The sequence below is a fragment of the Flavobacterium plurextorum genome (assembly GCF_024638035.1).
Taxonomy (GTDB): domain Bacteria; phylum Bacteroidota; class Bacteroidia; order Flavobacteriales; family Flavobacteriaceae; genus Flavobacterium; species Flavobacterium plurextorum.
Map to the genome: position 1 here is coordinate 1,478,697 of NZ_CP100442.1, position 21,469 is coordinate 1,500,165.

Sequence of the window (21,469 nt, forward strand, 5' to 3'; positions counted from 1 at the left end):
TAAAAAGATTAGGCTTTTAAATCGGCAACAATAAGTTTAGCTGTTTTTTTACTGGCACCAACTCCGCCAAGTTTTTCTTCTAAAATATCATAGTTGTTAAGCAATTTGGCGCGATAAGAAGGTTCCAGTAATTTGTTTAACTCTTCTTTTATGCGTTTTGTATTGCATTCACCTTGAATTAATTCAGTTACAACCTCTTGATTCATAATTAAATTAACAAGCGAAATGTATTTTAAAGTAATGATGCGTTTTGCAATTTGGTAAGAGATAGAACTTCCTTTGTAACAAACAACTTCTGGAACTTTAAAAAGAGCTGTTTCTAAAGTTGCAGTTCCCGAAGTCACTAAAGCAGCTGTAGAAGAACGCAGTAAGTCATATGTTTTGTTTGAAACAAATGCTATATTTTTATTTTTTATAAACTGTTGGTAAAACTCAAAATCTTGACTCGGTGCTCCAGCAATAACAAATTCATAATCTTGAAAATCGTCAACAACACTCAGCATCACACTCAGCATTTTTGTTATCTCTTGTTTACGGCTTCCTGGTAAAACGGCAATAATTGGTTTTTCTCCCAGATTGTTTTCTGTTCTAAATGCAGTTTCATTAAAAGAAGGCTGATTCTGAATAGCATCAATCAAAGGATGTCCTACAAAATCAACAGGAAAATTATGTTTGTCTTCATAAAAACTTTTTTCAAAAGGTAAAATCACAAACATCTTATCAATATCATGTTTTATTGCATTGATACGGTTTTCTTTCCAAGCCCAAATTTGAGGAGAAATGTAATAATGTGTTTTGTAATTAAGCGCTTTGGCCCATTTTGCAATACGCATATTAAAACCGGGATAATCAATAAAAATTAAAACATCAGGCTGAAATTCAGTAATGTCTTTTTTACAGATTTTAATATTATTTAATATGGTTTTTAAGTTAAAAATAACTTCAACAAATCCCATAAAAGCTAACTCGCGGTAATGTTTTACTAGTGTTCCACCGGCTTTTTGCATTAAGTCGCCGCCCCAAAATCTAATGTCAGCTTGAGGATCTTCCTCGTACAATGCTTTCATTAAATTTGAACCGTGTAAATCTCCAGAAGCTTCACCAGCTATTATGTAGTATTTCATGTTAACCAATTTTTATTGCTGCGCAAAGATAGCTTTTTAAATAATTAGAGTTGAAATTGCTAAAACAATCACCGCCAAAATTACGCCTCTTGCCATCATTTCTTTGTTTCTGTTTAAAAGAATTAGAAAAACGGCAAGATCTAAAGTGGTGCCAATCGTAATTACTTTTCCTAAATAACCTTGCTGTTTAATAGTTTGAATTCCTGTTGAAAGATCAAGTGAAGTAAAGATTTTAATGAATAAAAGACTTCCAAGAAGAGAAATCAAGATTCCGATAATAAATCCAATGATAAAATCTTTTTTACTCATTTAAATTCCATGTATTAAGTTGCTGCATAGAATGATGAGCGGTTAAGTCAAATTGTACTGGAACAACCGAAATATATCCGTTTTCCAGTGCCCATTCATCAGTATCTTCGCCTTTATCTTCATTTACAAATTTACCTGTAAGCCAGTAATAATCTTTTCCAAATGGAGTTTGTCTTTTATCAAATTTTTGAGAATAGAAAGCTTTTGCCTGACGGCAGATTTTTATTCCCTTAATTTCTTTTTGACTTAGTTTTGGAAAATTGACATTTAAAACCACACCTTCTGGAAGTTTGTTAGCTAGAGTTTCTAAAGTTATTTTCTTTACAAAAGCCTTGACAGGTTCAAAATCGGCATTCCAATCAAAGTCCAAAAGAGAAAAACCAATTGCTTGAATGCCTTCAATTCCTGCTTCAACAGCTGCGCTCATAGTTCCAGAATAAATCACATTAATAGACGAATTAGATCCGTGATTGATTCCTGAAACACATAAGTCAGGTTTTCTTTTTAAAATTTCATTTACAGCCAGTTTTACACAGTCAACAGGCGTTCCAGAACAGCTGTATTCTGTAATTGTATCTCCATCTTTAGAAATTTTGTCTAAAAATAAAGTGTTATTTATGGTAATAGCATGTCCCATAGCGCTCTGAGGTTTGTCTGGTGCAACAACAACAACATCGCCAATTGTTTCCATTACACTTATCAAAGCCCTTATTCCTGGAGCAAGAATTCCGTCGTCGTTTGTTACTAATATTAAAGGTTTTTGAGTACTCATGCTGTGATTTGTATTTTTAATTTATCAAAATTAAAGCTTATTAAAACAAATGTAGTAACAGATTTTGGTAGAATGCTAACAAATAAATAAAAATTGTAAACTAAATTCGGGAAGACTTTTGCGCATCAAACATTTTTATATCTTTAACAAAAAATTATAGTGAACTTGGCATGTTGGCATAGTTTTTACCGTAACTTAGATTAAAAAATTTGATGAATGCTATTATTAAGTTTATGAAAAGAAATTATAAAATCCTTATAGCCGTATTATGCTTGTCTCTGACCTTGTTTGCTTTTAAAATAAATGCAGACAAATCTGGCGATCCGGATCCAAATAGAGATAAAACACTTCTAGAATTACTAGCGTTTGTTATTGAAAAAGGACATTACAGCCCGGCTGAAATAAATGACGAATTTTCTAAAGGTATTTTTAAAGATTATATCGAAGCATTAGATCCTTCTAAAAGGTTTTTTCTTCAATCAGATATTGATGAGTTTAAGCAATATGAATTAATGCTTGACGATCAGTTTTTGAATAAAGATTTGACGTTTTTTAATTTGACGTACACAAGGCTGATGAAAAGAATGGAAGAGAGTAAAAAACGTTACAAAACGATTTTAGCGCAGCCATTTAATTATAACACTGACGAGACTTTTAATTCAGATTATGAGCATCTTCCTTATGCGAAAAATTTAACAGAGATTAATGAAAGATGGAGAAAACAAATTAAGTTATCTACACTTTCATCTCTAGTTACAAAACAGAAAATTGAAGAGGAAAAAAAGAAAAAAGATCCAGCTTACAAAGAAAAAACTTTTGAAACTTTAGAGAAAGAAACTCGCGATAGTTCTTTAAAATCTTTAGATGACAATTTTAGTGTCATTAAAGATTTGAATAAAGATTATTGGTTCTCAGTGTATTTGAATTCAATTATGGCTCGTTTTGATCCGCATACAAGTTATTTTGCACCAGAAGAAAAAGATCGTTTTGATGTAAATATCAGTGGAAAATTAGAAGGAATTGGAGCAAGATTAACTAAGAAAAATGATTTCACACAAATCGATGAATTAATTTCTGGCGGACCAGCCTGGAAAGGTAAACAGCTTGAAGCAGGAGATTTGATCTTGAAAGTTGCTCAAGGAAGTGAAGAGCCAGTTGATGTAGTTGGGATGCGTCTTGACGATGTTGTGAAAAAAATTAAAGGACACAAAGGAACTGAAGTAAAACTAACGGTTAAAAAAGTAGACGGAAGTATTAAGGTTATTTCAATTATTAGAGATGTTGTCGAAATCGAAGAAACGTATGCAAAATCTAGTATTGTTGAAAAAGACGGACTAAAATACGGGGTTATTTATCTGCCTAAATTTTATATCGATTTTGAAAACAAAGACGGTCGTGATGCAGGAAAAGATATTGCTCTTGAAGTAGAAAGACTGAAAAAAGAAAACATAAACGGAATCGTTCTTGACGTTCGTGATGATGGCGGAGGATCACTTTCTACAGTTGTTGATATTGCGGGTTTATTTATTGAAGAAGGACCAATTGTTCAGGTAAAATCTGCAGGTAAAAAGAAAGAAGTTTTATACGATAAAGATAAAAAAATAGAGTGGGACGGACCATTAGTAATTATGGTAAACAGCTTCTCTGCATCGGCTTCTGAAATTTTGGCTGCGGCAATTCAAGATTACAAACGCGGCGTTATCATAGGAAGTAAACAAACTTATGGTAAAGGAACAGTTCAAAATGTACTTGATTTGAATCAGTTTGTTCGTAACGCAAATTACGGAGACTTAGGAGCGTTGAAAATTACAGGTCAAAAATTCTATAGAATTAACGGAGGTTCTACGCAGTTAGAAGGTGTTCACAGCGATGTTGTTATGCCAGATCGTTATGCTTATCTTAAAATGGGAGAGCGCGATATTGATAATGCAATGCCATGGGATAAAATCGATCCAGCTGATTACAGCACTTGGACTTCTAACGAGAATTTTACTAAAGCAATTCAGAATAGTAAAAATAGAATTGCACAAAGTCCTCAATTTAAATTAATTGAAGATAATGCAAAATGGATTGATGTTAAAAATAAAGAAAACACATACAGCTTGAATATTAAGAGTTTTAAAGAAACTCAAGAGCAAGTTGAAAATGAAGGAAAAAAATACAAACCAATTTCTGATTATAAAAACAATTTAGTTTTCAAATCGCTGCCTTATGAAGAAGCAGAAATGACCAGCGACGCAACTTTGAAAGAGAAAAGAGATGTTTGGCATCAAGCTTTGGCTAAAGATGTTTATGTTGAAGAAGCTTTGAATGTTTTAGATGATTTACAATCGCCAAAAGGTTATGTGAAAAATACAGTTTCTCCAAAAATGAAAAAGGATAAATTGGTAAAATCTTAGTTCTCAATAGAATTAATTTGTTATTAAAAAACGCTCCATAGATTTAATATTTATGGAGCGTTTTTTGTAAGTTTATTTTAAAATAACTACTGTACAGCAATGAAGAATTATATTATTTTAGGTTTATTAGGGATTGTATTATTTGCGTGTAAAAAAGAGAATATTGACGAAAAGGAAACAATACTGAAACAAACTTCTTTTGCTCCAGTTCAAAACACAACAGATTCTTTGTATACGGCAGTTTATTTGCCAACATCGACAACCAATCAAATTGTAAAGCACAAATATTACACATTATCTTATAATGAAAAATTTGAGCAGGCAGAGTGGGTTGCGTATGAATTAAGACAAGAATATTTGAAAAACGGCGATTATAAACGTCCTTATTTTATAGAAGATCCAAAAGTTACTACAGGTTCTGCAGACTGGAGAAATTATAAAAAATCAGGTTACGACAAAGGTCATCTTTGTCCGGCAGGAGATATGGAATTTAGCGAAGAGGCTTATAACGATACTTTTTATACGTCGAATATTTCTCCGCAAAAGCATGATTTCAATAGCGGGATTTGGAATAGATTAGAGCAAAAAACACGTTATTGGGCAGGGAAATACAATGATATTTATGTTGTCACCGGAGGTATTTTGAAAGATTCGGATAAAAAAATAGGAACAGAGAATGTTTCTGTACCTAGATATTTTTATAAAATTGTCTTGGCTAAATCAGGAAAAGAACACAAAGCAATTGCTTTTTTGGTTCCTAATGAAGATAGCGATAAGTCGATTTATGATTTTGAAGTTTCCATTGAAACTTTAGAAAAAATGACTGGAATTGATTTTTTTCCTAATTTGAAAAATCTAAAAAGCAGTAAGGACTTTTAATTAAATAATGTCTTGTTATAAATTAATATAGAATACAAATAATAATGCAATTTTTTAGAATGAAGAAACAAATGATTTTTGTTGGTTTAATGATCGTTTTTATCATAAACCAAGGCTATAGCCAAACAATACTGAATAAAAAAAATATAGAAAATACACTTAATGAAGCCTTTAATAAATTTAAAGATTTAAAAGAAGGAAAAAATGCAGACTATATTAAAGAGCTGGCCAATGTGGATCCCAATATTTTTGGTATTGCACTTGTTACTGCAGACGGAGCGGTATACACAAAAGGTGATATAATCTCAATGGTTTCAATTCAAAGTATATCGAAAGTATTTACTATGGCAAAAGTAATTGAAGAAGAAGGACCTCAGTTTTTGCAAGACAAAATAGGTGTGAATGCAACTGGGCTGCCATTTAATTCTATTGTTGCGGTAGAAATGAATAAAGGAGATAAAATTAATCCTCTTGTAAATCCTGGAGCTATTGCGGCCACAAGTCTTATTAGAGGTAATGATTCTATAGCAAAATGGAAAGAAATCCAGAAAATTCAGAGTGATTTTGCAGGAAGGGAACTCTCTCTTAATCGTCCCGTTTATATAAGTGAGGCTGGTGATAATTTGCGTAATCAAGCCATTGCACATTTGTTATTGGCTTATAATAGAATGTATTTCGATCCGATAGAAGCAACAGATATTTATACGAAACAATGCGCATTGAATGTAAATGTAAAGGATCTTGCTACAATGGCGGCTACATTGGCAAATGGAGGTGTTAATCCTATTACAAAGAATAAGGTGGTTAGCCAAACGACTGTGATGTATACTTTACCTGTAATGGCAACTGCGGGTCTTTATGATAATTCTGGAATTTGGCTGTTTAATACTGGGATTCCAGCAAAGAGCGGCGTTGGAGGAGGGATGTTAGCAGTGTGTCCAGGTAAATTTGGAATTGCTGTTATTTCGCCGCCATTAGACAACGCTGGAAATAGTTTGAAAGCTCAGAAAGTCATTCAATATGTTGTAGAAAAACTTAAAGCAAATCCTTACTGGATTGAGCCTAAGTAGGCTTTGGCTAAAAAAAGAAAAGTCCAAAAATAATTTTGGACTTTTCTTTTTTGTTTTTGAAATTTAAAAAGCAGTAAGATTTTTTAAATCAGCTATTGTTTCTGTTGGGTTTTCAGCTTTAAAAACAAAGCTTCCCGCTACTAAAACATCTGCGCCTGCCTCTACTAATTGTTTGGCATTTTTGTTCGTTACACCACCGTCAATTTCGATAATCGTCGAAGCGTTTTTGCGTGTAATTAAAGCTTTAAGCTTTCTAACTTTATTATAAGTGTTTTCGATAAACGATTGACCTCCAAAACCAGGATTTACACTCATGATGCAAACTAAATCAATATCGTTGATTACGTCTTCTAATAAATCAATGTTCGTATGCGGATTTATGGCAACTCCTGCTTTCATTCCTTCCGCTTTTATTGATTGAAGAGTTCTGTGTAAATGTGTACAAGCTTCATAATGCACGCTTAAAATATTAGCTCCTAAATCAGCAAAAGTTTTGATGTAACGATCTGGATCGATAATCATTAAATGTACATCGATTGTTTTTTTTGCGTGTTTTGAAATTGCTTCTAAAACAGGCATTCCAAAAGAAATATTCGGAACAAAAACGCCATCCATAATATCAATATGAAACCAGTCAGCCTGACTGTTATTGATCATTTCGATATCACGTTGTAAATTGGCAAAATCAGCAGCAAGAACAGAAGGAGCAATAAGTGTATTTTTCATTGTAGTGTGTTGTTTTTTTTACAAAGATAAATTTTTTTAACCGCAAAGAGCGCAAAGAATTACGCAAGGTGCGCTAAGTTTTTTTTTACGTAGATTTAGCAGATTGTGCAGATCTGATTAAATTATTCGCAATAAATTCAGCAAAATGAATCTGCTAAATCTGCGAGAAGATTTTTAATCATTTTGATCTGTGAAATCTATAGTTAAAACCTTGCGAACGTTGGGCTTAAAAAACAAGTAAAATAAAAAACTCCGGTAATCAGCCGGAGTTTCAATCATCAATCAAAAAACGAACAGTCAATCAAACTGTTGTTTGCTTTAATACCCAATATACGAAATTTTAGAACAAATTCCAAACTCCAATAACATTTGGAGTTTGGAATTGTTGATATTGGATTTTTGGGTGATTACCCAAGATAAGTTTTAAGAATTTTACTTCTTGAAGTATGTTTTAATCTACGGATTGCTTTTTCTTTAATCTGACGAACACGCTCACGAGTTAGGTCGAAAGTTTCTCCAATTTCTTCTAAAGTCATTGGGTGCTGATCGCCAAGACCAAAATACAAACGAACAACATCAGCTTCTCTTGGAGTCAATGTTTCTAATGAACGTTCAATTTCAGTACGTAATGATTCGTGAATTAATTCTCTGTCTGGGTTTGGAGATTCTCCAGAACGTAAAACGTCATAAAGGTTAGAATCTTCACCTTCAACAAGAGGTGCATCCATTGATAAGTGACGACCAGAGTTTTTCATAGACTCTTTTACGTCATTTACTGTCATGTCAAGTTCTTTTGCAATTTCTTCAGCAGAAGGCGGACGCTCGTTAGATTGCTCTAATAACGCATACATTTTGTTGATTTTATTGATAGAACCAATTTTGTTTAATGGTAAACGAACAATACGAGATTGTTCTGCCAATGCTTGAAGAATCGATTGACGAATCCACCATACAGCGTAAGATATAAATTTAAAACCACGAGTTTCATCAAAACGTTGAGCCGCTTTAATAAGACCTAAGTTTCCTTCATTAATTAAATCAGGAAGAGTTAATCCTTGATTTTGATATTGTTTAGCAACCGATACAACGAAACGCAGGTTGGCTTTTGTTAATTTTTCTAATGCTCTTTGATCACCTGCTTTAATTCTTTGTGCTAATTCTACCTCTTCATCAGCGGTAATTAGGTCAACTTTTCCGATTTCTTGTAGATATTTATCTAACGATGCAGTTTCACGATTGGTTACCTGCTTGGTGATTTTAAGTTGTCTCATGTTATTTGTGTCCTCAATTTTTAAGTGTACAAATGGTTATACGTATGAAGATTCAAAAAGGTTACAATTAAATGAAAATAATTTTATTTTTTTTTTAATAATTAGATCAAAAAAAAATCGGTTCAAGAATTGAACCGATTTTCGATGTTTATTTTACAGTAATATTTTTTGTAATATAGACTGGTTTTCCGTCATCTGTAAAACCTTCTAAAACAACTTCAAAATCACCTTTAAGATCTGAAGTATAAAAAGATAGGTTTTCTTCTTTTTTGTCTAAAGATAAAGTTGGTTCCCAAAATAATTGGTATCTGTAATCTGGAATTCGTTTCAAATTATTTCCCGAACTATAATCCGGATTATAATAAACTTTTGCAGGATTTGGCCTTTGAACGTCGGTTGGCTTCATGTATTTTTTAACATAGTTTACAGCGAAGTCACTGTTTTTGGTTTCAAAACTGATAAGTCCTCCGTATAAATTTGGGCCATAAGCATAAGGTTCTGTAATAAGACTGACTTTGTTAACATTTGCCATGTTGTAGTCAAATAAATCGCTTGAATCTTGTATAAGAAGACCGTCAACAATTATTAATGGCGGCCCGTAAGAGTTTAGATCTTTTTTATTATTTCTTACATACAATTGATATTTGTCATTAACACGTCTGTAATAAAGTTCTGTTATAACTTCTACTACATTTTCCTTTAGAGTTGGGAAGCGAGTATAGTCATCAAGTACATAAACTTTTTCGATACTATTAAAAAACGGGCTGATAACTGCTTCTTGAACTAAACTATCTTTTTTTATTTGATAATAAGCATTTTGAATCTGGCTGGCAGTTGAACGCTCTTCTATATCTTTTTTAAGATCTTCAGTTAAATTAAGTTTCGACGAAAATTGCAGTCCCGAAGTATCAAAGTTTGGTAAGGGATCTAAAGTAACGGTGAAATCCGAAGGGTTTTGATCAAGAACTTGAATAACAGCATTTGAGAAATTTGGAAATCGATCTAATAAAAATGTAAATTTCCCTTTAGAGTTTGTTTTAACTATTTTTAAAACATACTCTTTTCCAGGTAATGACATCGAAATTGATTTATTGTTTAAATCTTGATTGCTTTTTGATACAATTGAACCCGTAATTAATTCTGCTCGAAGTTCTGGAACAAATTGAAATGAAGTAGAAGAATAATTACTGTAATTGCTCGCTGTTTTTTTTGCAAACTCCTGTGGAGTTGTTTGTTTTAAAGTAGGAATCTGATCTTTTTTTCGAATAGAAATAGAGTAATTCCCTTTTTGAATTGTTTCTGTAAGCGATTTTACTTTGATATTTGCCTTATCTCTTGTGTAATAACTGTCTTTATCTAGTTCTAATTCGATTCTTTTTTCGTTGTCTAGATTAGAGTCGGAGGAAGTTTTTGTTGTTGATACACTATTTTTTAATGTATTGTCAAAAGTTACATTAGCATTAGGCTCTTGCGTTTGAAACGGATTGATAATAAACAAATCTATTTCAAATGTTTGAGATTTAGGGTTGTTTAACATCCATTTTGTATAGGCAATTAATTTATAATTTCCTGTTTTTAATGTTGTAGGTATAAAATAATCCCCTGTTCCAATTCCTTTTTGAAGATAAACTTTGTTTTTTTGAAAAGATTGTTTTCCATTGTCAACAAGCTCAATGTAAGCTATTTTGCTTACTAAACTTGGTTTGTTATTAAGTGGATTTAAACAATACAATTTATAAAGCAGAGTTTCGCCTGTTAAAAAAGTAGTTGTGTTTGTATGAAGAAAAATAGTTTCTTGCGATGATGTGGTTACTTTACTGTTCTTGTTTTGCTGCGCAGAGATAAATAAGCTGTTTGCAACCAAAAGTGTTAAAACCAATAATTGTTTAATTCTTTCCAAAATATGGGTCTGGTTATAGATTAATAGTTGTTTCATAGATAAGAGAAAAGAATTATTCTACCCAAAAAGGAGGAACGATGTTAGATGAAAAAGTCGTGCAGTCACCGCAAGGTGCTTTTACCATATAGAAAGTATCGTCATGGTTCCATGAAAACATTACTCTGGCTCTAGTACGAATTAACGAACGTAATGCTGAACCTCTGCATGGAAGGTTACCGTCGCAGCTTTTATATTCTTCTGGTTCGCAATCTGTCACATAGTATGGCGGCAGGCGTTCACCTGGGAACAAATCTCTATAATTGAAGTAAATTCGATCTGAAGAAACAGCAGAAACTTCAAAAAAGCCAAGTACTTTCTCATCGGGATTTTCTACAGATTTCATATTTCCGTAAAAGAACCCTGGCTGTTTTGGAGAAAGAATATTTCCAGATGTAGATAGATCTCTTAAAGTTTTATAAAAAGTATGAGATGCTAAATTTTGAACATACTGTTTTACGAAAATGCTATAACGATGCGAGATGATATAATTTTGATCGCTAATAAAGCGTACCGGATAATGCACACGATCTTCACTTGAGCTGTTAGTATTGTTAAGAAGAATAGCGTCAGAAGCTTTAGAAGAATAACAGGTTTTAACTTCCTTAATTCTACGAGTTACCACAATCTCTTCCCTGCCAGGAGTAGCGGGAATGTCTTGAACAGGGTTTCCTGGATTTGGCGGAATCACATCTACTCTTGCTTCTTCATAATACCACATTGGTGCTATGATTTTGTACGTTTCATAATATTCGTATCTGTAATATTTTGAAGTATTAGTCGGATCGTAACTATTTACATTTATTTGAACGCCTCGCTGCCCATTAACATTTTCGACAGTAGCAGTCATATTGTCAATTTTAGTTTCTGTTGTTAGAACCTGCTCATCAGAAGTATAGTTTTTTCCTTCTCTAGTTTTAATGTTTAGTTTGTATTTTGTACCTGGTTCTGCTTTAAATTGTGTAAGCGAAACATAAAGGCTGTCGTTTTCTTTAAACTGATACTCATTTCCTTTGTCATCTGTGATAAAAACATTAGCCCCTTTTTCAAATCTAGGACCAGTTTCTTCTAACTGATAAACTTGAGAAATTCTTATAGTTTGATTTTTAAGTTCGTTTGTGATTGTTCCTTCAACAACCATTGCGCTTTCAAAATCGGTATTTTTAAACGCATATTGTTCTGTACAACTTGTTATCGCAAGCGATAGTAGAAGAAAAACGGAGATTTTTAATTTAAAATATTTCATAATTATTAAAACTTGAAATTATAAGTAATACTAGGAATTGGAATAGAGAATATTGAAGTTTTGTAGGCTTTAATTTGTCCTTTATCGGTTACAAAAAATACCGAATAAGGATTGTTTCTACCTAAAACATTATAAACTGAGATGTTCCAAAAACTATGAGCGAATTTTTTGATTTTGTGATTTCCTTCAATGTTTAAACCTATATCAAGTCTAAAGTAATCTGGAATTCTAAATTTATTACGATCACTGTAAACAGTATATTGTGCATTTCCATAATCATACTTTCCAACAGGATATGTTATTGGTCTTCCAGTTTGGTAGACAAAGTTGCTGGAGAAGCTGTAGCGTTTTGTAATTCTGTAGTTTAATACAGCACTAAAATCATGAGGTTTATCAAAATTAGAGGCAAAGAATTTACCACCGTTTACTTTCTCTTCATTAAATTGACTGTTTAGTTTAATTAATGATCTTGAATAAGTATAACCAAGCCATCCATTAAGTCTTCCTACTTGCTTTTTTAATAAGAATTCGATTCCGTAGGCTTTTCCGTCTCCTTGGAGAAGTTCAGTTTCAATATTTTGATTAAGCAATAAGTCAGCTCCTACTTTATAGTCTAATATGTTTCTTGATTTCTTAAAATAACCTTCTACACTTAATTCTAATTCGTCATTTTTTAGATTCTTATAAAGACCTAGAGAAAATTGTTGAGCACTTTCTGGTTTTACATTTAAATCTGAAAGTTTCCAGATATCCGTTGGTGATTGTGTGGTGTTATTTGATAAAAGATGAATGTATTGATATGTTTTGTCATAACTGGCTCTAACAGAAAAATCATCTGTTATAAAATATCGTGCAGCGACTCTAGGTTCAAATCCGCCATATCTTTTAATTACTTCGTTATTGCCGTACGTTTTAGTTTCAACTACAGTAGCATCACTTATAGGAAGATTTTCTTCGTAAATTCTCTGAGTAGATTTTCCTAGCGCAGCAAATGAAGAATATCTTAAACCAAAATCAAGTAAAAACTTATCAGTAATTTTAAAATTATCACCAACATAAATAGCAGATTCTAAACCTCTTTCTTTATCTATTTCAATAGGAATTAATGTAGATTCTGGATTTTCAGGTCTTAAATATCCTGGATTAATACCGTACAATTTGCTTGAGATACCGTAACTAATTTTATGCTTTTCACTGTATAAGTAAATCATTTTTAAAGCTGCCTGAGTGTCGTTGATTTTATAACCAAAATCAAAAGCATTTATGTTCTCAGGCTGGTAATCTATATTAAATCTATACTCACTATTGGTAAAGAGAAGCGAACCTTTGTTTTTCTCATTAAAAGTGTGATTCCATTTTAAAGTTGCTAATCTATTACTGTATTTGTACAATGAGTCTGATGAAACACTAAACTTGTCATGACTGTAATAAGCGGTAGCTTCAATATCATTATTTGCGTTTATTTTATGGTTGTATTTTAGAATTAAATCATAGAATGATGCCTGACTATTTTTTAATTTTTCATCATCTAAACTTCTTAGAATCCAATCAGAGTAGCTGGCTCTTCCTCCTGCAATAAGACTTGATTTTCCTTTTACAACTGGTGTAGAAATCATTATGTTACTAGTTGCAGGACCAATTCCGGCTTCACCTTCAAATTTGTTGAAATTTCCAGTTTTAGAAGTTATGTCAAAAACAGATGATAATCTTCCTCCAAATTCAGCAGGAATACTTCCTTTATAAATATCTACTTTTTTTGTTGTGTATGGGTTTAATGCTGTAAAGAAACCAAAAAAGTGAGATGGATTATATAAAACAGCATTGTCTAATAAAAATAGGTTTTGATCTTCTTTTCCTCCTCTAACATTATATCCAGAAGAACCTTCTCCCGCTGTTTTGATACCCGGAAGAGTCAATGCAACTTTTAAGATATCACGTTCACCAAGAACCAATGGAACGTTTTTAATTCCTTCGGCATCAATAGTTGTAACTCCAGTAATTGCAGCCTTTGCATTTTTACTCTTATTTGTATTAATTAAAACTTCATCAAGCTGATTTATGTTGTCTGTAACAGCAAAGTTGAGGGAGCCGTCATTATAAACCATGATTTTTTTAGATACTTTGTCGTAAGCAAAAGTTTCTGTTTCCACTGTGCTGATTCCCGGCGGGACTTGTAATTTGTAATGTCCGTCTTTGTCAGTTATAGTTGAAAATTCAGTATTTGGAATTTTTACAACGATGTTAGGAATTCCTCCCTTGTTTTTTCCACCTCTAACATATCCTGAAAGAATATAGCTCTTCTTTTTTTGGTTTTTTACTTCTTTACCAATAAGAATAATATCCTTAATGTTTTTGTTAGGATTACGAGAGTTTGTTTTTTTTACCGAGTCAAATTGCTGATAAAAAATAGGAGCTAATGCTAAACCATTTTCATCTCTTTCTAATGGAATTCCAAAGTAATCATCAGGCAGCTCATTATATATGATGCTGTTATTGGTTAATATGACTTTGTTTTCGGCAACAAAAAAGTTGATGTTAGTGTTTTGAAAAACATCATCAAGGATTTCGGCTATGCGAACTTCTTTAAACTGTTTTGTGATAGACGTACTGTCAGATTCCAGCCATTTTTCATCATAGTAAAATTTAAAATACGACGTTTGTTCTATATTTTGAATTGCGGTTTTAAGATTAGCATTTTTAAATTCAACAGAAACTTTATCACTAATGACTTGTGAATGTATATTGTACTGAAAGGCTAATAAAAAGAATAGGAGAGTAATTTTTTTCATTTAGTTAGAACTTTTTTTAAAAAAACTATTGATTTGTTTCGTTAGATTTTCCATGAATTGACTTTTATCTGATCGTACTAACTTTTTATTTGTCTTGTAGTAATCATTGATTTCTTTCTTAAATGACGGAAAGATTTTTTTTATTTCTTTTGGCGAATCAACTTTGTAGAAAAATCCATTATATTTTAGAATGTAATTTAATTTCTCAATATAATTGTAATAAACTCCATCTGTCTGAAAAACTTTTATTTTCTCTTTGTAGTGTTTAGTGTAAAGCGAAACATCACTTCCAACGTAGTTTTCTTCATAAATACCTTTTACGATATTTGGAAATTCAATACTTTCAGATTTTAGATTGGTGAATTTTTTGTTATGGATATAAAAAAAATCAACCTTGTCTTTGACAATATTCATAGCTAAGTTGTCCGTTTGACCTTTTTGCTTGAAAATTACCTGATCTTCAAGTATATCGTACTTAAGATAGGAGTTAGAATAGATCTCTTCTTCGAAGCTTATATCGCCTACTGTAAATTCATCGATATAGTATCTGTGTTTATTTGCAATTGGACGAAATGGCTCGCTGTGCAAAACTCCGTTATTAATGTTTAAGTTGTCTTTTCCAACAGCATTGTCAAAATAATCATACAATGATGATTGGTCGTTGGACTGACAATATGAATAAGAAGTGTTTAGTAATATGCTTAATATCAGTAGATAAAAAGCCTTTTTTTGATGATTTTTCAAAGGATTTTGTGGTTTTGATGATTTGTTTTTGATTGGAGCCAAATATATCAAAAAAAATATGTTAACCTTTTAGAATTTTTGTTAAATTGTGATAATTTATTTACTTTTTGTGATTTTGCAGAATATTATAACAATTTTTTTAAGACATAGACGATAAACAAAAACCCTAATCAAGCTAATGAATTAGGGTTTTTTGACATAAATGAATTGAGGGCAAAAATTATGTTGTAAAAGAGTTTATTCGTAAGAATCGTCTGTACTGTCTAGGATTTCGTCAAATATTTTCTTCAATGATTTTAAATAAAGAGGAAACGAAAATGCCAGCAATAGATATTCTATTCTTAAAACAGTTATATCATCTAGAATTTTGTACAAGCTGGGAATAATAATGACTAAAGAAACTGCAACCCCAATCCAAGGATTTTTTATTAGCTTTTTTATGATTGGTAAAAGTTTCATTTCGTTTTTCTGGTTTAGCGTGATTCTCATCTACTTTTTTATTAGTTTCTTGATGTAAAAGTAATTTCGATTTCAAACTCTTGTCTTGAAAATGTCATGAAAGCCATTTTTCTTGTCATGAAAAGTGCCGTATTCTTTTTCGAATGAATAATAGGCGGTAAAAACGAAAAAATCCTCTTTATTTAAAGAGGATTTTAGAAAGGTATATTTATTAGGAAAGTTTCAATTAAGATAAAACGTTCATCTTTTTTATGAAATCTTTATAGGTATCACTCAAGGTTATTTTATGATTTCCTTTTAGAATAATTAGATTATCGGCAAGAATAATTTCTTCTATTTTTTCTGAATTTACAATTGTGTTGCGATGCGTTTTTATGAATTTGTTTTTATCTAATAAATCACTGATTTTGGTAAGCGAAATCAGGATTACAAATTTTTCTCTTTCGGTTATAATATTGCAGTAACGTTCTTCAACCTCTATATAGAGAATGTCATTTAAAGCAACTTTTTTGAGAGTGTTCTTTTTTTTGATAAACAAAAAATCGTTGCTGATTACAGTATTTTGTTCTTCGCTCAAAAAAACATTCGTTTGGTCATAAAACTTTTCCACAGCCATTTCTATAGCGTATAGAATTTCCAGCTCGTTAAAAGGTTTCATTAAAAAACTAAAAGGTTTTGTGAGTTTAGCTCTTTCAAAAATCTGTCGGTCTTGAGAGCTTGTTAAAAACACAAATGGTTTCGATGCATTTGGAATTATATTAATTGACTCTGCAAAAGTAATTCCGTCTGGTTTTCCATCTAGAAAAACATCAATCACAATAATGTCGACCGTTTTCTCGTAAAAAAGCTTTAAAGCATCTGTAAAATTTCTTGCCACTCCCGCAATTGTATAATTGTTTTCAAGCAGTACTTTTATTAAAGCGTCACTTTGTTCCGGAGTGTCTTCTATAATTAAAACATTAATATTGTCCATACTATTTTGTTTTAGGTAATGTCATTATCATTTTGGTTCCTTTGTTGATTTCGCTTTCAATAAAAAAAGTACCTCCATTTTTTTTGATCATTTGTTTGCATAATTGTAAACCTAAACCAGTTCCAATAATTTCAGAGTTCTCTTTTTTAGATAATAAGTCATTATCTTGAAGTAATTCATCAATACTATTTTGGCTCATTCCAATTCCAGTGTCCTCAATTATAATCTCGCAAAATTCGGAATCTATTTCTTTAGTATAAAATTTAATTTGACCATTTTGATTGCTAAATTTAATTGCATTGTCTAATAAATTTCTAAATACAATTTTTAATGAGTCAAGATCCACAAATAGAAAAATGTTTTTAGAAACCAAATTTTCGAATGTTATTGCTTTGTCTAAAAGTAAAGGCTTGTAGTTATATTCTATTTGTTGTATTATCGAATATAAATGAACCGATTCTTTATGAAAGTACAATTGTTTTGTTTGTAATAATGCCCAGTGTAATAAATTATCTAATAAGCTGTAAGTGCCGTTTGCGATGCTGCTGTTTTGGATAATTAATTGATTTAACTCGTCGTAATTTTTAGACTCTAATGTCGCAGATAATTTAGAATTACTAGTTTTTAATGCATTTACAGATGAACGCAGGTCGTGACTCACGATTGAGAATAGTTGATCCTTAGCTGCGTTTAATTCATCAAGTTTGTTTTTTTGCAGTAAAATGATTTTACTGTTTTTTACTTTTTGGGCATAGAGATAAACTCCTCCGGTTATGATTAACAGAAGGCCAATTGCAGAGAAAAACAAACCATTACGCTGTGAGTTTTTTAGTTTGTTTTCGATCTCGAGTACTTTTATTTGTTTTTGTTTTTGAGTGACAGCGAATTTCTTTTCAAAATCAGCTATTGCCCAAATTTTACTCTGATTGTTTAGGGAATCTTTCCATCGTTCAGATTCTTTTCTATACTCTAAAGCTTTTTTAAAATTGCCTCTGTTTTCTTCTACAGTTGCCATATTGAATGCAGCGTTTTCCTTTTTGTCAAAGTCTTTTGTTTTTTTAGAAAGTAAATACGCTTTTTCAAAATACGGAATGGCCTCTTTGTCTTTGTATTGGGAATAATATAAATTAGCAATATTTTGATACAATAGTATGAGTGAGATTGTGTCGTTTTCTTTCTCTTTTATTTCTTTACTTTTTAGTAAATAATTTTCGCTTTTTATGAACTCATTTAGATGCAAATAGCAAACCCCAATATTTTCATAAACAACACTTATTTTGTAATCTTGATTGTTATTGTTGGTTGAGTTTTTTTCGACTTCTGTAAAATAACCAATTGCTTTTTTAAATTCTTTGAGTTCTAATGCGACTTCACCTAAAGTTTTATTTACTAACGGATAAAATGAGAATTTTTTTGAAACTAAACTCATTTCTGTTTTTGATTCCTTAAATAGTTTTAATTCTCTAAAGGAGCATCCTCTTAAAAAATGACAGTAATCAGCGAGCTCTCGATTTTTTCCAGAGCTGAGCTGTTTCATGGAATAGACTAAAGTAGAATCCCATTTTTTGCTAGAAAAAAAATGTTGCGCTTTATAGAAATTTATATCTTCTTTAAAATGTGTAGTGTTTTTTTTAAGCGCTTCGCTAAACGAAGGGATATTGGTTTGTGCTTTGGCAAAGTATGAGATGAAAAATAAACACAGAACTGAAAGGGTAATAGTTTTAAGTTTGTGCATTTTACAATATTTTAGTTGATATTATTAAAATATGGCGAGCAAATAAATTGCTGCGCCATATTGTTTTATTTATGTTTTTAACTGCCAACTCCTGTTTTTGTTCCTCGCGAAGTTTCAGGATCAATGTCTTTTAAGTATGAAACTACCTCTGTAATATTGGTTACAGTATCTGAGGTATAATCTAATTCAACGTACCAAACGTCGCAGCTTTCTGGTGTTTCTTCAGAGAAATCGTAATCAAAATAAACTTGTAGAGCATCTTCAATTTCAGTAGGTTCTTCTACAGTTGGATTGTTCGGGTCTAGAGAATTGATGTATAATGTAGCTCTAATTTTTAAGGTAGGTACTCCATTTGGTTCATATAATTTTACTGAAACTAAAGGGGGAACCGGATAAGTAACATTTTTTGGATCTAAAAAAATAAAATCTTGAGAATTAATTCTGGTGTTTTGTATTACATTATAGGCCATAATTATGGTTTTAGGATTAATTATTTGTTATTGGTAGTTAAAGATATTTTTTTTCTTTTAATAAAGTGAGAAAAAAGAGGTGTTTTTTAGTTTGTTTTTGTTTTTTGCTCATTAAAATATTTATGAGCGTGACTTTTTTATTGAAAAGGCAATTATGAAACTGGATTAGTTATGGGGTAAAAAACGAAAAACCCCAATTCAACTAAATGAATCGGGGTTTTCTATGAATAAACCTTTAGTAAACTAAGATCTGATTACTCTTTTTTCTCCTCACGTGGAGGTCTTGGAACAAGTGCTTTTTTAGACACTTTTTCTTTTTTAGTTTTAGGGTCAACTCCTAAGTATTTCACTTGGAAAATATCTCCCATTTTAACTACGTCAGCAACGTTTTCAGTACGTTCCCAAGCTAGTTCAGATACGTGAAGCAATACTTCATTTCCAGGTGCAGCAGTATATTCTACAACAGCTCCAAAATCAAGCATTTTGATTACTTTCACTTCGTAAGCTTCTCCCATTTGAGGTTTGAAAGTGATAGATTGGATTTTTGCCAATACCGCTTCAATTCCAGCAGGATCTGTACCTAAAATTTCGATAACACCTTGCTCATCAACTTCGTTGATTACAATAGTTGTTCCAGTAGCTTTTTGTAATTCTTGAATTACTTTTCCACCAGGTCCAATTAATGCTCCAATAAAGTTTCCAGGAATAGTTCTAGTAATGATTTTTGGCGCGTGTGCTTTTACGTCAGCTCTTGGAGTTGCGATAGTTTCAGTTAATTTTCCTAAAATATGTAAACGTCCATCACGTGCTTGTGCAAGAGCTTGCTCCATAATGTCATAACGTAAACCATCAATTTTGATGTCCATTTGACAAGCAGTAATACCGTCAGCAGTTCCAGTTACTTTAAAGTCCATATCTCCTAAGTGATCTTCATCACCTAAAATATCTGACAATACAGCAAATTTCTCTCCGTCAGTAATCAATCCCATAGCAATACCAGAAACTGGTTTTACCATTTGAACTCCAGCATCCATTAAAGCCATTGTTCCAGCACAAACTGTTGCCATAGAAGAAGAACCATTAGATTCTAAAACTTCAGAAACAACACGAATTGTATAAGGACAATCTGCAGGAATCATATTTTTTAAAGCTCTTTGAGCTAAGTTACCGTGACCAACTTCTCTTCTTGAAGTTCCTCTTAATGGTTTTGCTTCACCAGTTGAGAAAGGAGGGAAGTTATAGTGTAAATAGAATTTCTCTTCACCTTGCTCAGATGGAGAATCGATTTGGTTAGCTTCTCTAGAAGTTCCTAAAGTTACTGTAGCCAAAGCTTGAGTTTCTCCACGAGTAAATAAAGATGAACCGTGAACTTTTGGTAAATAATCAGTTTCACACCAGATTGGTCTGATGTCTGTAGTTTTTCTACCATCTAAACGAACACCTAATTCTAAAACTACGTTACGAACAGCTTCTTTGTTTGTTTTGTAGAAATATTTAGAAACTAAATCACCATCAGCAGCTAATTCTTCTTCAGTAAATAAAGCTTTTACTTCTTCTTTTACTTCAGCAAATGCAGCGCCTCTTTCGTGTTTAGCTGAACCAACTTTTGCAATAGCATAAATTTTATCGTATGCTGCAGCTTTTACTTTTTTGTAAATTTCTTCGTTTTCTTTCTCACCTTCGTAAGTACGAATTTCTTTTTTACCAAAAGCAGCTTGTAAACGTAATTGTGCTTGGATTTGAACTTTGATAGCTTCGTGAGCAAATTTAATAGCTTCGATCATTTCAGCTTCTGAAATTTCTTTCATCTCACCTTCAACCATTGCTACAGAATCCATAGAAGCTCCGATCATCATATCGATATCAGATTTTTCTAATTCTTCTCTGCTTGGGTTGATCACTAATTTTCCATCGATACGTGCAACACGAACTTCAGAAATTAAGTTGTAAAATGGAATATCTGAAACAGCTAATGCTGCAGATGCAGCTAAACCAGCTAAAGCATCCGGCATAACAGTTTCGTCATGAGACATTAATTGAATCATAACTTGAGTTTCAGCATGGTAATCGTCTGGGAAAAGCGGACGTAAAACACGGTCAACTAATCTCATTGTCAATACTTCGCTGTCGCTTGGACGTGCTTCTCTTTTAAAGAAACCTCCTGGAAAACGACCTGCTGCTGCAAATTTTTCGCGGTAATCTACCGTTAATGGTAAAAAATCAACGCCAGGGTTTGATGTGCGAGCTGAAACTGCTGTTGCAAGAATCATTGTGTCGCCCATTCTTACTACTACCGAACCGTCAGCTTGTTTTGCTAAACGACCCGTCTCGATTGTGATGCTTCTGCCATCACCTAAATCGATCTTTTCTACAAATAATTGTGGAATCATAATTTTTCCTTATTGGTTATACAATGGGTTTTAGTTGTGTTGTAGTTGTTGTTGTGTGTAGTTGTTGTTTCTAAAACCCAATGAAAAACCAAACTTTTTTTCTTATAAATGCTTGTAATTAAATACAATTCTGTAAAAAACAAAAAGAGGCACTCTCGCACCTCTTTTCTATATTGA

General features: G+C 32.0%; 17 protein-coding genes. 3 read left to right on the top strand and 14 right to left on the bottom strand.

The genetic code is table 11. The features are described from left to right. Nucleotides 1-8: 8 nt before the first annotated feature. Genes lpxB through surE form a run of 3 tightly spaced genes read right to left on the bottom strand, consistent with a single transcriptional unit; the run spans nt 9 to nt 2,205 of the window. A complete protein-coding gene (gene lpxB / locus NLG42_RS06845; protein ID WP_257683329.1) occupies nt 9-1,124 on the bottom strand; it encodes a lipid-A-disaccharide synthase in 1,116 nt (371 codons plus the stop codon). Between the two features lie 36 nt (nt 1,125-1,160). Beyond that, on the bottom strand, nt 1,161-1,433 hold the full coding sequence (locus NLG42_RS06850; protein WP_089057405.1) for a hypothetical protein: 273 nt from the start codon (nt 1,431-1,433) through the stop codon (nt 1,161-1,163). Next, nucleotides 1,426-2,205 (bottom strand): 5'/3'-nucleotidase SurE, encoded by a 780-nt coding sequence (gene surE / locus NLG42_RS06855; RefSeq protein ID WP_089057406.1) that lies wholly within the window; start codon nt 2,203-2,205, stop codon nt 1,426-1,428. Before surE ends, NLG42_RS06850 begins: the two co-directional genes overlap by 8 nt. A gap of 212 nt (nt 2,206-2,417) precedes the next feature. Here surE and NLG42_RS06860 point away from each other — a divergent pair, with 212 nt between their 5' ends. From NLG42_RS06860 to glsA, 3 genes are all read left to right on the top strand, one after another. Continuing rightward, on the top strand, nt 2,418-4,604 hold the full coding sequence (locus tag NLG42_RS06860) for a carboxy terminal-processing peptidase (protein WP_089057407.1): 2,187 nt from the start codon (nt 2,418-2,420) through the stop codon (nt 4,602-4,604). 99 nt (nt 4,605-4,703) lie between these two features. Continuing rightward, nucleotides 4,704-5,483, top strand: a complete 780-nt coding sequence (locus NLG42_RS06865; protein ID WP_257683330.1) for a DNA/RNA non-specific endonuclease — start codon at nt 4,704-4,706, stop codon at nt 5,481-5,483. Nucleotides 5,484-5,542: 59 nt separating this feature from the next. After that, nucleotides 5,543-6,553 (top strand): glutaminase A, encoded by a 1,011-nt coding sequence (gene glsA / locus NLG42_RS06870; RefSeq protein ID WP_257683331.1) that lies wholly within the window; start codon nt 5,543-5,545, stop codon nt 6,551-6,553. Nucleotides 6,554-6,616: 63 nt separating this feature from the next. Here the strand turns inward: glsA and rpe are convergent, their stop codons facing one another. The 11 genes from rpe to NLG42_RS06925 all read right to left on the bottom strand — a co-directional run bounded on the left by rpe (nt 6,617) and on the right by NLG42_RS06925 (nt 21,292). Beyond that, entirely contained in the window at nt 6,617-7,279 is a 663-nt protein-coding gene (gene rpe / locus NLG42_RS06875) for a ribulose-phosphate 3-epimerase (protein WP_257683332.1), read from the bottom strand. Nucleotides 7,280-7,686: 407 nt separating this feature from the next. Continuing rightward, a complete protein-coding gene (locus NLG42_RS06880; RefSeq protein WP_007804760.1) occupies nt 7,687-8,550 on the bottom strand; it encodes a sigma-70 family RNA polymerase sigma factor in 864 nt (287 codons plus the stop codon). 148 nt (nt 8,551-8,698) lie between these two features. Then, the gene (locus NLG42_RS06885; protein WP_089057411.1) at nt 8,699-10,486 is read right to left on the bottom strand and encodes a hypothetical protein; all 1,788 of its coding nucleotides are present in this window, start codon (nt 10,484-10,486) and stop codon (nt 8,699-8,701) included. A gap of 16 nt (nt 10,487-10,502) precedes the next feature. Continuing rightward, nucleotides 10,503-11,732, bottom strand: coding sequence for a DUF4249 domain-containing protein (locus NLG42_RS06890; protein ID WP_257683333.1), 1,230 nt, complete (start codon nt 11,730-11,732; stop codon nt 10,503-10,505). Between the two features lie 5 nt (nt 11,733-11,737). After that, entirely contained in the window at nt 11,738-14,521 is a 2,784-nt protein-coding gene (locus NLG42_RS06895) for a TonB-dependent receptor (RefSeq protein WP_089057413.1), read from the bottom strand. Beyond that, entirely contained in the window at nt 14,522-15,265 is a 744-nt protein-coding gene (locus NLG42_RS06900) for a hypothetical protein (protein WP_257683334.1), read from the bottom strand. Nucleotides 15,266-15,502: 237 nt separating this feature from the next. Further along, complete coding sequence (locus NLG42_RS06905; RefSeq protein WP_257683335.1) at nt 15,503-15,724, bottom strand: hypothetical protein; 222 nt, start codon at nt 15,722-15,724, stop codon at nt 15,503-15,505. 226 nt (nt 15,725-15,950) lie between these two features. Then, nucleotides 15,951-16,697, bottom strand: coding sequence for a LytR/AlgR family response regulator transcription factor (locus NLG42_RS06910; protein WP_257683336.1), 747 nt, complete (start codon nt 16,695-16,697; stop codon nt 15,951-15,953). Between the two features lies 1 nt (nt 16,698). Beyond that, on the bottom strand, nt 16,699-18,432 hold the full coding sequence (locus NLG42_RS06915) for a tetratricopeptide repeat-containing sensor histidine kinase (protein ID WP_257683337.1): 1,734 nt from the start codon (nt 18,430-18,432) through the stop codon (nt 16,699-16,701). A 77-nt stretch (nt 18,433-18,509) separates the two neighbouring features. After that, a complete protein-coding gene (locus NLG42_RS06920) occupies nt 18,510-18,902 on the bottom strand; it encodes a hypothetical protein (RefSeq protein WP_089052534.1) in 393 nt (130 codons plus the stop codon). A gap of 254 nt (nt 18,903-19,156) precedes the next feature. Continuing rightward, nucleotides 19,157-21,292, bottom strand: a complete 2,136-nt coding sequence (locus NLG42_RS06925) for a polyribonucleotide nucleotidyltransferase (protein ID WP_257683338.1) — start codon at nt 21,290-21,292, stop codon at nt 19,157-19,159. Nucleotides 21,293-21,469: the final 177 nt, after the last annotated feature.

Coding starts and splice junctions, on each gene's coding strand:
- lpxB (WP_257683329.1), bottom strand. CDS start 1,124: ATGAAATACTACATAATAGCTGGTGAAGCTTCTGGAGATTTACACGGT.
- NLG42_RS06850 (WP_089057405.1), bottom strand. CDS start 1,433: ATGAGTAAAAAAGATTTTATCATTGGATTTATTATCGGAATCTTGATT.
- surE (WP_089057406.1), bottom strand. CDS start 2,205: ATGAGTACTCAAAAACCTTTAATATTAGTAACAAACGACGACGGAATT.
- NLG42_RS06860 (WP_089057407.1), top strand. CDS start 2,418: ATGAATGCTATTATTAAGTTTATGAAAAGAAATTATAAAATCCTTATA.
- NLG42_RS06865 (WP_257683330.1), top strand. CDS start 4,704: ATGAAGAATTATATTATTTTAGGTTTATTAGGGATTGTATTATTTGCG.
- glsA (WP_257683331.1), top strand. CDS start 5,543: ATGAAGAAACAAATGATTTTTGTTGGTTTAATGATCGTTTTTATCATA.
- rpe (WP_257683332.1), bottom strand. CDS start 7,279: ATGAAAAATACACTTATTGCTCCTTCTGTTCTTGCTGCTGATTTTGCC.
- NLG42_RS06880 (WP_007804760.1), bottom strand. CDS start 8,550: ATGAGACAACTTAAAATCACCAAGCAGGTAACCAATCGTGAAACTGCA.
- NLG42_RS06885 (WP_089057411.1), bottom strand. CDS start 10,486: ATGAAACAACTATTAATCTATAACCAGACCCATATTTTGGAAAGAATT.
- NLG42_RS06890 (WP_257683333.1), bottom strand. CDS start 11,732: ATGAAATATTTTAAATTAAAAATCTCCGTTTTTCTTCTACTATCGCTT.
- NLG42_RS06895 (WP_089057413.1), bottom strand. CDS start 14,521: ATGAAAAAAATTACTCTCCTATTCTTTTTATTAGCCTTTCAGTACAAT.
- NLG42_RS06905 (WP_257683335.1), bottom strand. CDS start 15,724: ATGAAACTTTTACCAATCATAAAAAAGCTAATAAAAAATCCTTGGATT.
- NLG42_RS06910 (WP_257683336.1), bottom strand. CDS start 16,697: ATGGACAATATTAATGTTTTAATTATAGAAGACACTCCGGAACAAAGT.
- NLG42_RS06915 (WP_257683337.1), bottom strand. CDS start 18,432: ATGCACAAACTTAAAACTATTACCCTTTCAGTTCTGTGTTTATTTTTC.
- NLG42_RS06920 (WP_089052534.1), bottom strand. CDS start 18,902: ATGGCCTATAATGTAATACAAAACACCAGAATTAATTCTCAAGATTTT.
- NLG42_RS06925 (WP_257683338.1), bottom strand. CDS start 21,292: ATGATTCCACAATTATTTGTAGAAAAGATCGATTTAGGTGATGGCAGA.